The sequence below is a fragment of the Estrella lausannensis genome (genome assembly GCF_900000175.1).
Taxonomy (GTDB): domain Bacteria; phylum Chlamydiota; class Chlamydiia; order Chlamydiales; family Criblamydiaceae; genus Estrella; species Estrella lausannensis.
In genome coordinates this window covers 14,297-28,008 of the sequence record NZ_CWGJ01000026.1, presented here as the reverse complement: position 1 = coordinate 28,008, position 13,712 = coordinate 14,297, and the positions used below count along the sequence as shown (strand labels likewise).

The window sequence follows — 13,712 nt, the reverse complement described above, 5'->3', positions numbered from 1 at the left end:
TCACCTCATATTTCTAATATTAGGTGGCTTGTATCTTTCAATCGCGAGAGCGTTCTCTTTGCCAAAAAACAAATTTTGAGACAATTTCGGTATAGATTTTAAAGAGCACGAACCGGCTTCCGCATCTCAAAATAGCTGGGTCCGGCTTTTTCGATGAAAGCTCCTCCCAAGCACTTATCCCCCTGATAGAAAACAATCGACTGCCTGGGTGTGATGGCGCGCTGAGGTCTTTTGAACCTAACTGTCAGCTTGCCCTCTTCCATTTTTTCAATGATGCACTCCTGGTCATTTTGCCGGTAGCGGATCTTGGCATGGCAGGCGAAAGGCAGCGTCGGGCACCCCTCGGGGGTGATCCAGTTGGCACCCTCGGCTGTCAGAGTATCGGCAAATAGGGCCGGGTGCTCGCTTCCCTGCGCAACAATCAGTTGATTGTTCTCGGGATTTTTCCCGACAACGAACCATGCCTCTCCTTCGCCGCCGATGCCGAGGCCATGTCGTTGACCGATCGTGTAGTAGGCAATCCCCTGGTGCTCACCCATGATTTTTCCTTCCGGACTGATCATGGTTCCCTTGGAATAGGCGAGGTACTTGGAGACAAAAGGCTTGAACTTGCGCTTTCCGATAAAGCAAATCCCGGTCGAGTCTTTTTTGCGGGCTGTGGCAAGGCCTGCCTCTTCGGCTATCTTGCGCACCTCTGCCTTCGGCAAGTGCCCAACCGGAAACAGCACCTTGGCGAATGCCCTGTAATCAACCGCAGAGAGAAAGTAACTTTGATCTTTGCCGGGATCGAGGCCCTTGGCCAAATAGCGGAAACCCTCCTCGTCAATCAACCTGGCGTAGTGACCGGTCGCTAAGAAACCGGCTCCCAGCTCTTCGGCTTTAGCGAGCAGCACCTTGAATTTGATCTCCCGGTTGCACAAGATATCGGGATTAGGAGTCAGCCCGTTTTTCAAGTCTTCTAAAAAACTCTCGAACACAGAGTCTTGATAGTTTTTTGCGAAGTTGGCGACATGATAGGGTATTCCTATCTGATCGGAGATGCGAACCACATCCTCGAAATCTTCAGCCGACCGGCAAACACCCGATTCATCCTCTTCGACCCAGTTTTTCATGTAGAGGCCGATCACCTCGTACCCTTCTTTCTTCAGAAGATATGCCGAAACCGAAGAGTCAACGCCTCCGCTCAGGCCGACGACCACGCGTCCTTTAGTGGGAGAGGACATGACGTTCTCCTTCGCTCCTCGCGACAATCACCGCAGAGCATGTGTTTCCAAGGACGTTGACCACCGTTCTGAACATGTCGAGTATCCTCTCGACCGCTAAAATCAGAGCCACGCCATCCCCTGGAAGGCCGGCTGAGTTAAGTATCATGACGATGGCCACCAAGCTGGCCGATGGGATGCCCGCCATGCCGAAAGAGGTCAAAACGGACATGATAATGACAAGCATCTGCAGACCGAAGGTTAACTCCACTCCATAGGCCTGACAGATAAAAAACGACGCGACGCATACATAAAGAGCTGTTCCGGACAAGTTGAGAGTCGTCGCAAGCGGGAGCGTGAAACTGGTGATCCTGTTGGAGACCCCTGCCCTTTTTTCTACGCACTCGATCGTGATCGGCAGCGTTGCAGCGGACGAACTGGTTGAAAATGCGGCAAGGAGCGCCGGTCCCATCGCTTTAAAATGCCTCAAGGGGTTGACCCTCCCTACGAAGCTAAGTAGAACCGGTAGAAACAAGAAAGAATAGACCGCAAGCCCGACAAGGACCGTTCCAAAAAATGCGCCGATGGATTTGATTGCCTCCGTCCCCGTTGTGGCAACCACTTTCGCGACAAGGCCAAAAACGCCATAGGGCAAAGCCTGCATCACGACATGAGTCATGCACATCATCACCTGAAATAGCCCCTTCCAAAACCCCAGAACGATTTCTCCGGGCCCCTTTTCGATTTTAGGGAGAAAAAAACCAAACAGGAGGGTGAAGAAAATAAGCCCGAGCATCTGTCCCTGAGAGGCTACAGCCAATATGTTGGACGGGATTAATTTAAAGAATATAGCCTGCAGTGTAGAGAAAGCCCCTTTCTCATCCAGATCAATCACTGCCTGTTGCACTCCCTGACCCAAAGGCTCCATGCCGGCATCAAGGAATTGTCCGGGGGAAATCATCATGGCGACAATCCAACCTATGATGACAGCTGCAGTGACTGTGCCGATGAAAAGCGAGAAAGTTTTAGCTCCAAGGGACCCGAAGGAGTGGTCTCCGCTCATTTTGGCGGTGCCGGTAATGATCGATGCAGCGACAAGAGGCACGACGACTAATGTCAAAGCATTCAAAAAGAGCTGCCCGATGAACCCGAAAATGTCCACATAGAGTATTCCAAGGATAGTCGCTTTGGGTCCTGTGAGCACGCCGGCAGCCAAGGCCAAGGCCATGCTCAAAAACACCTTAAACAGCATATTATTTTTCATTTAGAGGGTTCCCCATCAATAAAATAAAGAGTAGTATACATCCCCCCGGCTTTATTTTGAAGCTCTACGCCAGGAATCTGCCTAGATAAATGAGATAACTCGCACGAGTCTCAAAATTATGAGACACTTTCGGTAATAACGTCCCCAAAACCAAACTTTTGCCAATATTCATGTATTTATATTCGGAGTACTTCTAAACTACTCGCTCTCAGTTTAATAATTCATCCCCAAAAGGACATAATATGGGTGCCATCACACGGACGGATAAAGATATTATTTACATCGATTCAACCTACCAGCCAAACCACCCCCCTGCCGCTGAAAGCGAGGGCACTATCACCGAGATAAAAACAGAAAAAGCGTGGCACTCCTGGGCCCTTTCAGCTGCAGCGGCCGCTGGAACATGCGCTTTATCCTACCTGGATTTTTATGTGTCGTCGAAAATCGAGCGGATCGCTTCCCAGAAGTTAGGCATTTGCCTCGGCAATTTCGTTTCAAAATCGGGTATCGAGAAATTCGCCGAGATCATGACCCCCTTGATAAAGACAAACAAGAAAATCGTGGAATTCATCGGAGACGACCCTATCGGAAAGTCCATGTTCTCCGGGGCACTGGAGGAGATCGAGTTTCGCTGGTTTGTCCAGGGTGTTTTACTAAAGCGCATTCCGGCCAAGATCCTTAAAGTCATTTCGCCCGGTCTCGAGAAGTGGATCGACTCGATCCCGGCCAAAATAACAAGAATCGCCGCAGTTGCCTTGCTGTTTGGCTTTGCGCATTTAGGCAACCTGGATTGCAAACAGGGAGGAGCGATATCGCCTCTCATCGGCGGGGTGCTCTATGGAACCCTTTATGAGACGGCGGAGAACCCCCTTATTCTCTGCATGAACATGCATATGCTCTACAATTTATACTGTGAGCTCTCTTAAAAGGGCTTCAGCCGTTTAGCACCTTGTCGGTGATCGAAGAAAATGCGGAACTCGCGTTGAAACGCTCCCTTAGCGATTCATAGAGATCTTGCCGATAGTTTCTCCAGAACTCTTGTTTGCTCTGAAAGGTGTACCCGTAAAACATTTTCTTTCCCTTAAGCGCATAGGCAAGGTCGTCCAGCTCACGGACGACCTCCTCGCCTAACTTTCTGGCCGGCATGCCATAAACCCCCACGTCGAAAAGAAGTCGGTTTTCGAGGCTGTGATGGGGTGATAGAATCTGAGGGGTATCGGTCGCCAATATGGGGCATAGCCACAGCGGGCTGATGCCGCACTCGTCAAAAACTCGGCCCGTAAAAGCCTCAACACTCCCGCCGGGCAGGTAGTAGTCCTGAATACAGAAATTATTTGAAAACCACTTCTCTGTCCCCGAGTGCAAAAAGCGGTAGAGCCTCTTTGAGCCCATCAGCCACCCAAAGAGCAAGCGGAAAAGAGGGGAAGACTCTTTCGGAACGCCAATCTTCGCCCTCTCCTCTAAAAAAAGTTTTCTATCCAGCTCCCGCCCCTTAAATCCAAGCACCTCCAGCACGTAGCGGATAAGAAGTTTAGGGTGCAAAGCAAAGCCCCCCAGCCAGAAGGCGGCCCGGTCGTGGCGGAAGAGGTAGTCCTGAAGCGGCAGCAGCTCTTCGTAGACCTTTGACTCATAGGATTTGATGACACGCTGATAAAACCAGGGGCTATAGCTTCTGGAAAGGTCCATTCGGGCGACCTCCGCTGGCGCGGAGCCCGTCATTTTGCCCGAGATAATCAAGCAGCTATCCTTGGCATACGCGATCGCTTCTAAAAAATCGATTGCAGGATCGCCGGCCAGTTTCTCCATTTTTTGCACAGCTTCCTTGCAAGAAGATACCAAAGAGTACTCCAGAAGCACAAACGGGAGTGCTTGATTCAAGGCGATTTTAGCCGCTGTGATAATTCCGAGTGTGCCATAGGAGCCTGAAAGACCATAGAACAGATCAATGTTTTCCTCCCTGGAGGCCGTCACGACCCTGCCGTCTCCTAAAAGCACCTCGAACTCAAGGCAGGTGTCGTTGAACTGGCCGTAGCGGAAAGAGGAGCTCTCAAGAGCTGCTCCATTGATCGCCCCGCCCACAGTGATCCCTTTAAACTCAGGAAGCACTTTAGGCATTAGACCAAACGCCTCCGTTTCAGAGAAAAGCTTTTCCATAGTTGCTTTAGGCTCTACCAGAACCGTCCGGTCATGGATATTGACTTCGACTATCGCATCAAAATTTCGCATATCCACTCTCAAGGAGTCCTTCTTATAAGTCCCTTCCCTTGTCGTGTTTGGCGAGGTCTTACCAGGAGAGAGACAAAAACGCCTGGAATCGCTCTTTCGTGAAAGGAGCGACTGCCTCAGCGTTTCCACCTTTTGCCGATGGCTTTCAGCGTTTCCCATGCATATGCCTCGTGATGAACGCCTGTACGTTGGAGTGAGCAATACGTTTTTTCAAATCGGCACTGAACCCTTCGGTGATGGCTTCCAAAGCCCCCGGCATCGACTCGGCGGTATCGAAGTCGTCGAAATACCAGCTGGCGTGCAGCCGGTAGCGCTCCGGCGGCAGATCTTCTGCGGCAAAAAAGTCCGCCCCGAACGAAAGAGCCTCTTCTCCTCCCAAATTCAGAATATGGAGGGCATGCTCCCTGATTTTTTCAAACCGGTTATCATCGATGAAATGCCTGACAAAATTAAGGCCGATAAGCCCCTTACCCCGGATCACCTCTTTGATTAACTCATCAGGGAGGTTGCGCGCCTGGTTGTGGACTAACCGGGTATTGGAGTGGGAAGCGATGACAGGAAGCGTTAACTTCTCTTTCTCGATGAATGAGAAGATATCGCTGGCTAGGGCGTCAGAGGCGTGGCTGATGTCAGCGGCAATGCCTCTCTGACTCATCAAGCGCAAAAGCTCTTGGCCGTCTTCTTTAAGTCCTATTCCTTCGGCAAAAGCACCTCCCCCGAAACGGTTTTCTCCATTCCAGGTCAGGCTGATGTAGAAAAGAGGGCCGAGCTCCTTTTCCAAAGAGTCTAAATTTTCCTCTAAATTTTCCCTACCCTCCCCCTCTCTGAGGAGTGGCGCCGCGTTCTCCAGTGCCGCGACGGCAGAGATTTTTCCTCCTCCCTCCAGATGACCTTCCTCGTGAAAGGGAAACAATGCTATCTCTTTCTGATGGGTGCTCATCAGAGAGCGGAAGGCTCTTGCCTGAGCTCTAGCTTCATGATAGGCTTGCTTTGAATCCTCGGTAAAAACCGCCATAACCTGAAACCCCACCTTTCCTTTTTTGAGCTGCGGGATCGAGCAGCGAGCCGCTCGGTCTTCCGGGGTTCTTGCAGGGGTTTTGGCGAGGTAAGTCAGCAAATCGCAGTGGAGGTCTCGGGGGGGGGGGGGGGGAGCCACAAAGAGGATTCTTGCATATATATCTGTCCTTGATTAAGCAACAATATTTTATACCTAAAGTGTCTCAAAATTTGGTTTTTGGCAAAGAGAAAGCTCTCCAAGATTGAAAGAGTGCAAGTCGCCTCATATTTCTAAAATGAGGCGACTTGCAATCCGGAGGCTTTCTCAAAATCCCGATGCCAAATTTTGAGACAATTTCGGTATAAATCACTATCGGGCAACTATGTTCTCTTCGCTATTTTACCTCTTCTTGGCACTAACTCTGCTGACGCTGTGGCCTGCGGGACTGGGAGAGCCTTTGCTCTCTAATGCACCCTCTAACTTGATCGGCGCTCTACTGGTATTTCCCCTTATTCCCGCTGGAGTTCTCCTCATTTTACTTCTGCTTAAGAGCAAAAAAAAGATGAGACCTCTCTTTTCCCACTTCTACCAGATCGCTCTCCTGCTGTCGCTTTGCATCAGTCTCGAGATGGGTGCCGAAAACTCTCTCCAGGCGCATATTTCTCCCGAATTAGTCCCCCTCGCCCTCTCTGTGATTTTTATGACGCTCTATTTGACGGCGCTTTTCATATTTCACTATGCGACCTACTATCCAAGAACTCTCTATCCCGAGTCTCTCGTGACATCAGCAACAGAGTTCAGCACTCGCGAGATAAGAACGATTATCCCGTTTGTATTCCCCTATTTTTTCCTACTGCTTTTGATCACATTCCTCCCCGAACTGCCTCCTCTTTGGTCTAGCCTGATCCTCTTGGCGGCGCTGATCCTGTTCGTGCTGTTTTTCCCCATCGTGGTCGTCGCCCTCTGGCGCATGGAGCCGATTGAGGACCCTCAGCTTGTCAGACAAATGGAATCGATATGCCTTCACGCCAAGTTTCGCTACCGCGCGCTCGGCACATGGACTGTCATGGATCATTCCCTGACAGCCGCCATCTTGGGAATTTTACCAAAATTTCGCTACATCCTCTTCACCCGAAGGCTTTTAAGAGAGCTTCCCTCTTCCCAGGTCATGGCGGTGCTGGCGCACGAGATCGGACACGCCAAAAGAGGACACCTCTATAAAATCCCCTTTGTTTTACTCGGCATGCCCCTGATCGCCTATTTGATTTTACTTAAAGTCGACCCCTGGCTTCGCCTCCATACCGAAGAATCGGCAGATCTTTTGATTTTTGTCCTTCTGCTCTTCAGCCTTAGCCTCTATTTTCGCTTTCTGTTCGGCTTTTACTTGCGGATGTTCGAGAGGGAAGCTGACCTTTTCAGCTTGGAAGCTGCCGGTGACAGCAGGGCTCTCATCGAGGCTCTTGATACAATTGGAATCTTGTCGGGAGGCACTCATGACAAGCCATCGTGGCACCACTACAGCATCCGCCAAAGGATGGACTTTTTAGCCAAGGTCAACGATAATGCGGCTCTTATAGACAAACATCAACGCAAGGTCAGGATCTGCCTGGCGGCCTACGCGCTTTTTCTTTTTTTGCTCACCGCCGCCCTCTGGATCTGATTTTTTCCCATAAAGGAATGTACCCTATGCACCAAACAGCCAATCTTGAAGAGTCTTACAGAACCATCGAAGAGAGCGCCATTAAAGACTGGGAGACTTTCTTAAGGTTCGAAAGCATCAGTTCCGAAAAGGAAAAAGAAAGCGACATGCTGAAAACCGCCGATTGGCTCTCCGATTACCTGAATAAAATCGGCTTCACCACTTCTATCTTAAAAACAGAAGGGCATCCGGCGGTTTTTGCCGAAAACAAAGAGGCCGGACCCAGCAAACCGACCGTGCTCATCTATGGACACTACGATGTCCAGCCCACCGATCCGCTTGAACTTTGGAAAAACCCTCCATTTCAGCCGACGATAGTGGGTAAAACAATGTATGCACGCGGGGCCCAAGACAACAAAGGGCAAATATTCTACTGCATCCAGGCAATGCGCGCCCTTAAGCTGAGCGGTCCGCTGCCAGTCAACATCAAATTTCTGATCGAGGGAGAGGAGGAGACAGGCAGCCCAAGCCTACCCAAGCTCCTTGATGAAAAAAAAGATCTTTTCAAGAGTGACTATTTCATCGTTGCCGATTGCGGCATACCCGATATGGAACACCCGGCAATTGCGTTAAGCCTAAGGGGAATCCTCTCCATGGATGTCCACTTCAGGGGTTCCAAGGGTGATCTCCACTCAGGAATGCATGGCGGGCTGGCGTTCAATCCCAACCACGCCCTTATTCAGGCGCTCTCTGCCTTGCGGGGCAAAGACGGTAAGATTTTAGTTCCCGGCTTCTACGATGACGTCGTGCCCCCTTCTGCTTCGATCACGAAAGAGATCTTTTCCGGTCTGGCAGAGCAGGAATATCTTGCAACCGTCGGCTGTCTGCCTACCGGTGGCGAGAGAGGTTTAAGCATGCTGGAGAGAGGCTCCCTGCGTCCCACTCTGGAAGTGAATGGGATCCACGGTGGTTATGCGGGCAGTGGATTTAAGACAGTGATCCCCGCCGAGGCAGTCGCTAAAGTGTCATGCCGCCTCGTACCCAACCAAGATCCCCACAAAATTGCTTCCTCGGTCCGTAATTTCCTGCTCTCAAACTGCCCGGAAGGAATCGAGATTCATGTCGACATCCATAAAGGCGTTGGAGAGCCCGTCAGGGCAGATTCCAACTCACCCATAGTCCAGGCCGTCAAAAAGGGGTATGAGGAGGTTTTTAAAAAACCATGTCGTTACATCATGGAAGGCGCCTCCATTCCGATTGTCGCCAAAATGAAAAGCACCATCTCCAAAGAGTTTGTCTTAATGGGTCTGGGCATGCCAAGTGACGCTATCCATGCACCCAACGAACACTTCGGCCTCGACCGCTTCAAGATGGGGGCTTTGATCATAGCCAAAACGTTGAGCCATCTTGGCAACAGCTCACACAACTAATCCAGGCGGAGGAAAACAAACGATGACACTACGTTCAATGCTATTGATGTTTATAACCTCGCTTACCTTAGTGCACGGGACACCGGCAGCAGAGCGTTCAGAGTCCTATCGGGACTTCACCTTTGTCGCGGAAAAAGCAATTCCAGCCGTGGTTTCCATACAGGTTAAGTCTACCGGCGGATCAAAGGGAAGAGCTCTAGCAGAGGATACAGACCCGTTTTCAGACTTATATCAAGATGAGCTCTTCAGCAAATTGTTTGGAGGGAGGAGGCTTCTGCCCAAAGAACCCCAAGAGAGCACAGCGCAAGCTTCGGGGTTTCTCATTTCCAAAGAGGGGCTGATCCTAACCAATAACCATGTAGTCACAGGCGCAAAAGCGATTACAGTCACCTTAAATGACGGAAGGGAGCTCAATGCAAAGCTTGTCGGACAAGACCCCAATACAGATCTTGCCATCATCAAAATCGACGCCGAGAACCTTCCCTACCTCGAAATGGGTAACAGCGACGAGCTTCGCGTAGGCCAATGGGTCATCGCTATCGGCAACCCTCTTGGACTTCAAGCCTCCCTCACTGTCGGTGTTGTGAGCGCAAAAGGACGTAGTAACCTGGATTTGGCGCGTATCGAAGACTTCATCCAGACCGATGCTGCAATCAACAGGGGCAACTCCGGCGGCCCGCTCCTGAACATGTCAGGAGAAGTCGTAGGGATCAATACAGCGATTGTCAGTAATTTGGCATCCGGAGGGTATATGGGAATAGGATTTGCCATTCCGAGCAACATTGCCCACTATGTCGTCAGCGAGATAGAAAAGAGCGGAGAGGTGTCACGTGGATTTCTTGGAGTCGCCCTGCAACCACTTGACAAGGACCTTGCCAACGCTTTCGGACTTGAAAAGGCAGATGGAGCCCTCATCGCAGAGGTACAAAGAAACGGGGCGGCCTTCTCCGCAGGAATTAGGCAAGGAGACATTATTCTCGGTATCAACAAAAAAAAGATCGCTGGAATCGGCCAGCTAAGAAACGCGGTGGCGATGATGAAACCGGGCGACAAAGTCACCCTTGAGATCATGCGAGAGGGCAAAAAAATGGATGTTCCGGTGACTTTGGGAACTTTGGCAAAAGTGGGTCAAAAGCCCGCTGTCCACGTATCAAAGATCGGAATCGAAGTGGCAGCTTTGAACGACGAAATCAAGGAAAAACTTAAAATCGAGAGCGCTGGTGTGATGGTCAAAAAAGTGGATTCGGAATCTTTGGCTTACATAGCAGGAATAAGAGAGGGTGCACTGATTCTTTCCGTGAACCAGAAGAAGGTAGAAACTCCTGAGGAGTTCGATCGGATCGTTGCGGAAACCGAATCGGGCAAACCGCTTCTCTTTCTCATCAGGCAAGGGGAATCGATGCGTTTTGTCTCCATCCGCGAGAGGTAACAGCGCCGCTCAATGCACTCCACAATGAACTCAAAGCCAAAAACTCAAGCTTTGAGTTCATTGTGGAACTTTTCCAAGGCTATCTTTCGTCTTTGGACGCTTTCTCAATCAACCGGGTAATCTCCTGAAATTCTGGGCTTCTGCGGATCGAATCAAATACCGACTCGCTTATCGCCTTTTCCATTCCGGGCTCCCCTTCCAAGAGGGCAGACTTAAGCCAGCCACAGGCGGGCAAAATATCTCCCAGCTTAGCATGGCTTCTGGCATTGAAAAGAGCGACGTTCGGATCGGGAGTATCGCGATAGATCCTACTGCCCGCGTCCAAAGCTTCCTCGTAATGCCCTGTCTTAAAAGCCACCTCCTGAAGGATTTTGAGATGCTCAAGCGAGAGATGTTCCTTCACTTTCTGAAACATAGAATAGGATTCGTCGAGCTTGCCCTTATAGCGTAAGATCGAGGCTATCGCCTCTGTTGCCGCCACGAAGATGACGCCGGCGCCCGCCCTCTTGGCCACATCTTCAAACCGCACATGGGCCTGATCGACTTCCCCTCGGTTCACAAGGTCTTGCGCTGCCTTTAACTCCTCCCAAAGCTCCTGATTCTGATCGGAGTCGCTCATCGAGCTGGTATTTCTGTACGAGATAAAATTCTCAAAAGCCAAAATAAAGAAAATGACTCCCGCCAGAAAGGCGTTGATCGAAAAGAAGAAAAGGCCGGCGGCTACGGAAAAAATCAGGCTGAAAAAGAAGCTGATCCTTAAACCTTTTAGGCCAAAAAAAGCTTCCAAAGGAATTGCCAAGAGCTTCCCGCCGTCGAGCGGCTGTGTCGGCAGAAGGTTGATCATCGTCCAAAACAAGTTGGCAACAGCTGTAATGCTCAGGAGATAGTAGAGGGACGGCTGCTCCTTTTCATCGACCAGGCCGAGAAGCATATATGCCGAGAAGGCTAGCACTGTGCCAAAGAAAGGACCTGCCAGAACTATCAGAAACTCTTTCATACGCGAAAGTGCTTTTCCGCTCCTGTAAGTCACTCCTCCAAAGCCTGTCAGCTGAATCTCAACCTTCTGCCCAAAGCTTAAGCCCGCTGCCGCATGCCCAAACTCATGAAACAGGACCGAGAAAAAAATCACCCCGATCCAGATGAGTGTCAAAGCGAAATCTTGCGTACTCAGCCAGCCGATGACGGCAGCTATAATGAAGAAATAAGGACTGATGCGGATAGGAATCATGGGGACTATTTCCTCACCTGTTCAAACAACGACAAAACGGCATGGCCCATTTCATGCGGTGTCTTAGCAATCGTGGCGCCCGCTTTTTTCAGCGCGTCTATCTTACCACGGGCTGTCCCTTTTCCCTGAGAAATAATCGCACCTGCATGTCCCATTCTCCGCCCTTCCGGCGCGGTTTTTCCGGCAATGAAGGCCGCCACCGGTTTTCTTCCGAATTCACGGATCCAGTCGGCAGCTTCCTCCTCCGCCTCTCCGCCAATTTCTCCGATCATCAAAATTGCCTCTGTCTCCGGGTCGTCGTTAAACAACTTGAGCACATCGATAAAATTGGTACCGTTCAAAGGGTCTCCGCCGATGCCAACGCACGTTGATTGCCCCAGCTTCAGGTTGCTTGTCTGGAATACAGCCTCATAGGTCAGGGTGCCTGAGCGGGAGACAATGCCCACTTTTCCCTTCTGATGAATATATCCCGGCATAATCCCTATCTTGCACTCGCCGGGGGTAATCACACCGGGGCAGTTAGGACCGATCAGCCTGCTCTTTTTGCTTTGGCGCATCACCTGGCTTACTTCCAGCATGTCGATTACGGGAATCCCCTCCGTGATGCAGATTATGAGAGGAACTTCGGCCGCTTCGGCCTCCAAAATAGCATCCGCTGCAAAAGGGGCCGGAACGAAAATCATGGTCGCGTCGAAAGGGTCTGCCTTCATCGCCTCGGACACCGTATCATAGACAGGCAGATCGAAAACACGCTGTCCGCCTTTGCCGGGCGTGACGCCGCCAATAAACCGGCTGCCATATTCCAGACATTGTTCCGTGTGAAATTTGCCTGCTTTGCCTGTAATCCCTTGGGTGATAACCCGGGTGTTCTTGTTCACTAAAATTGCCATCGCTATCTCCCTTTACCTGCATGTGCCAGTTCAGTCACCTTTTTGGCGGCGCTTTCCATATCTTCCAAAACCAAAATATTGAGCCCGGAGCTTCTCAAAACCGCTTTCCCCTTTTCCACATTGGTTCCCTCCATCCTGACCACCAGAGGCACTTTCAACTTGATCTCCTTGGCCGCCTCGACAACGCCTAGAGAAAGCGTCTCGCAGTTCATGATGCCGCCGAAAATATTGACGAATATCGCCTTCACGCTCGGGTCGTGAAGGATGATTTTAAATCCTTCTGCGACCTTCTCTTTTGAGGCGCCGCCACCGACGTCCAAAAAATTGGCAGGCTTGCCGCCAAAATGCTGAATGATGTCCATGGTCGCCATCGCAAGCCCTGCTCCATTGACCATGCAGCCGATTTCCCCTTCCAGGGCGATGTAGGACAGATCATGTTTTTTCGCTTCTGCTTCCTGTTCGGGAATTTGGCTTGGATCATAGTAGAGGCTGGCATCTTTTTGCCTGTAGAGGGCATTGTCATCGAGCGCCATTTTCGCATCAAGCGCCAGAAACTCTCCTTGCTTTGTCTTGACAAGGGGATTGATCTCGATCATCGCCGCATCTTCTTTTATGAATGCGTCGATCAACTGCTGAAGCAATACAACGGCGGAATTAGAGAGTGGCCAGCCCATGAACTTGGAAATCTCGATTTTTTGGTACTCGCGGATTTTTCCCGAGGCAGATATCGGAATGTTCATCACTTTCCCCGGATCTTTCTCTGCAACCTCTTCAATCTCCACCCCACCTTCCCGGGAGATGATCAAGCTGAGCCCCGCTCGTTTTCTGTCAATGATCACGCTCGCGTAATATTCCTCTTCAATATCGATCAGTTCCGAGAGCATCACCAGCTCCACCGGAACACCTTGGGAACCGGTTTGCTTAGTGACAAGCTTTTTTGAAAGCATGTTTTTAACGAACTGTAGGATCTCTTCGGGTGTTTTAGCGAGCAGAACCCCTCCTGCCTTACCGCGCCCTCCAGCATGTACCTGGGCTTTAACGACAGCTTTTTGCCAGCCCGATTTTTTTAAAAATGCCTCCGCCTCCGCCTCCGATTTGACAATATGGCAAGCGGGAGAGTGAATTCCAAAACGTTTAAGCACCTCTTTAGCCTGAAACTCATGTAAATTCATCGGCAATTTCCTTTTACTGAAGTTGAAGAAGGCTGAATGATAAAACAGCTCTTTTTAGCGGCAAAACCGGTTTATGACGAAAGTGTCTCAAACTCCCGGGGCCCCCTCCTTCATGCTTGGGCTTTTTTTAAAAAGTTGATATGCTAGGAGGTTCATCTAGTATCCAACCCATCCGATTCCGTCTCGTTGGCTACTAGTATAGGGACCCGCATTTTTACTCTGGAATCAATGCGAT

At 50.4% G+C, this 13,712-nt stretch carries 11 protein-coding genes; 4 read left to right on the top strand and 7 right to left on the bottom strand.

Going from position 1 to position 13,712, the window contains the following annotated elements; translation table 11 throughout:
• Positions 1 to 98: 98 nt before the first annotated feature.
• Positions 99 to 1,223, bottom strand: a complete 1,125-nt coding sequence (gene mnmA / locus ELAC_RS09355; protein WP_098039028.1) for a tRNA 2-thiouridine(34) synthase MnmA — start codon at positions 1,221 to 1,223, stop codon at positions 99 to 101.
• A complete protein-coding gene (locus ELAC_RS09350; RefSeq protein WP_239414482.1) occupies positions 1,207 to 2,430 on the bottom strand; it encodes a dicarboxylate/amino acid:cation symporter in 1,224 nt (407 codons plus the stop codon). The genes mnmA and ELAC_RS09350 overlap by 17 nt, the downstream gene beginning before the upstream one ends.
• Positions 2,431 to 2,708: 278 nt before the next feature.
• Between ELAC_RS09350 and ELAC_RS09345 the strand changes: the two genes are divergently transcribed.
• On the top strand, positions 2,709 to 3,392 hold the full coding sequence (locus ELAC_RS09345) for a CPBP family intramembrane glutamic endopeptidase (protein WP_098039026.1): 684 nt from the start codon (positions 2,709 to 2,711) through the stop codon (positions 3,390 to 3,392).
• A gap of 7 nt (positions 3,393 to 3,399) precedes the next feature.
• On the opposite strand, the gene ELAC_RS09340 is transcribed toward ELAC_RS09345, so the two are convergent.
• Together ELAC_RS09340 and ELAC_RS09335 are read right to left on the bottom strand one after the other, a co-directional pair.
• Entirely contained in the window at positions 3,400 to 4,851 is a 1,452-nt protein-coding gene (locus ELAC_RS09340) for an FAD-binding oxidoreductase (protein WP_098039025.1), read from the bottom strand.
• On the bottom strand, positions 4,838 to 5,848 hold the full coding sequence (locus tag ELAC_RS09335; protein WP_158227861.1) for a dipeptidase: 1,011 nt from the start codon (positions 5,846 to 5,848) through the stop codon (positions 4,838 to 4,840). Before ELAC_RS09335 ends, ELAC_RS09340 begins: the two co-directional genes overlap by 14 nt.
• A 223-nt stretch (positions 5,849 to 6,071) precedes the next feature.
• On the opposite strand from ELAC_RS09335, the gene ELAC_RS09330 reads away from it, so the two are divergent.
• The 3 genes from ELAC_RS09330 to ELAC_RS09320 are packed head-to-tail and all read left to right on the top strand — an operon-like array spanning position 6,072 to position 10,187.
• Positions 6,072 to 7,349, top strand: coding sequence for a M48 family metallopeptidase (locus ELAC_RS09330; protein WP_098039023.1), 1,278 nt, complete (start codon positions 6,072 to 6,074; stop codon positions 7,347 to 7,349).
• A 26-nt stretch (positions 7,350 to 7,375) separates the two neighbouring features.
• Positions 7,376 to 8,758, top strand: coding sequence for a dipeptidase (locus ELAC_RS09325; RefSeq protein ID WP_098039022.1), 1,383 nt, complete (start codon positions 7,376 to 7,378; stop codon positions 8,756 to 8,758).
• A gap of 22 nt (positions 8,759 to 8,780) precedes the next feature.
• Positions 8,781 to 10,187: a Do family serine endopeptidase gene (locus ELAC_RS09320; protein ID WP_098039021.1), complete on the top strand. Its 1,407-nt coding sequence runs from the start codon at positions 8,781 to 8,783 to the stop codon at positions 10,185 to 10,187.
• A 79-nt stretch (positions 10,188 to 10,266) separates the two neighbouring features.
• On the opposite strand, the gene ELAC_RS09315 is transcribed toward ELAC_RS09320, so the two are convergent.
• The 3 genes from ELAC_RS09315 to sucC are packed head-to-tail and all read right to left on the bottom strand — an operon-like array spanning position 10,267 to position 13,477.
• Positions 10,267 to 11,415 carry a M50 family metallopeptidase gene (locus ELAC_RS09315; protein ID WP_098039020.1) on the bottom strand — a complete coding sequence of 383 codons (1,149 nt, stop codon included), beginning with the start codon at positions 11,413 to 11,415 and terminating at the stop codon, positions 10,267 to 10,269.
• 5 nt (positions 11,416 to 11,420) lie between these two features.
• Positions 11,421 to 12,305, bottom strand: coding sequence for a succinate--CoA ligase subunit alpha (sucD, locus tag ELAC_RS09310; RefSeq protein ID WP_098039019.1), 885 nt, complete (start codon positions 12,303 to 12,305; stop codon positions 11,421 to 11,423).
• A gap of 2 nt (positions 12,306 to 12,307) precedes the next feature.
• Positions 12,308 to 13,477: an ADP-forming succinate--CoA ligase subunit beta gene (sucC, locus tag ELAC_RS09305; RefSeq protein WP_098039018.1), complete on the bottom strand. Its 1,170-nt coding sequence runs from the start codon at positions 13,475 to 13,477 to the stop codon at positions 12,308 to 12,310.
• Positions 13,478 to 13,712: the final 235 nt, after the last annotated feature.

What these genes read in the sequence shown, in the direction of transcription:
- ELAC_RS09340 (WP_098039025.1), bottom strand. Translation starts at nt 4,851, where the DNA reads ATGGGAAACGCTGAAAGCCATCGGCAAAAGGTGGAAACGCTGAGGCAG.
- ELAC_RS09320 (WP_098039021.1), top strand. Translation starts at nt 8,781, where the DNA reads ATGACACTACGTTCAATGCTATTGATGTTTATAACCTCGCTTACCTTA.
- ELAC_RS09330 (WP_098039023.1), top strand. Translation starts at nt 6,072, where the DNA reads ATGTTCTCTTCGCTATTTTACCTCTTCTTGGCACTAACTCTGCTGACG.
- mnmA (WP_098039028.1), bottom strand. Translation starts at nt 1,223, where the DNA reads ATGTCCTCTCCCACTAAAGGACGCGTGGTCGTCGGCCTGAGCGGAGGC.
- sucD (WP_098039019.1), bottom strand. Translation starts at nt 12,305, where the DNA reads ATGGCAATTTTAGTGAACAAGAACACCCGGGTTATCACCCAAGGGATT.
- ELAC_RS09325 (WP_098039022.1), top strand. Translation starts at nt 7,376, where the DNA reads ATGCACCAAACAGCCAATCTTGAAGAGTCTTACAGAACCATCGAAGAG.
- ELAC_RS09345 (WP_098039026.1), top strand. Translation starts at nt 2,709, where the DNA reads ATGGGTGCCATCACACGGACGGATAAAGATATTATTTACATCGATTCA.
- ELAC_RS09350 (WP_239414482.1), bottom strand. Translation starts at nt 2,430, where the DNA reads ATGGCCTTGGCCTTGGCTGCCGGCGTGCTCACAGGACCCAAAGCGACT.
- sucC (WP_098039018.1), bottom strand. Translation starts at nt 13,477, where the DNA reads ATGAATTTACATGAGTTTCAGGCTAAAGAGGTGCTTAAACGTTTTGGA.
- ELAC_RS09315 (WP_098039020.1), bottom strand. Translation starts at nt 11,415, where the DNA reads ATGATTCCTATCCGCATCAGTCCTTATTTCTTCATTATAGCTGCCGTC.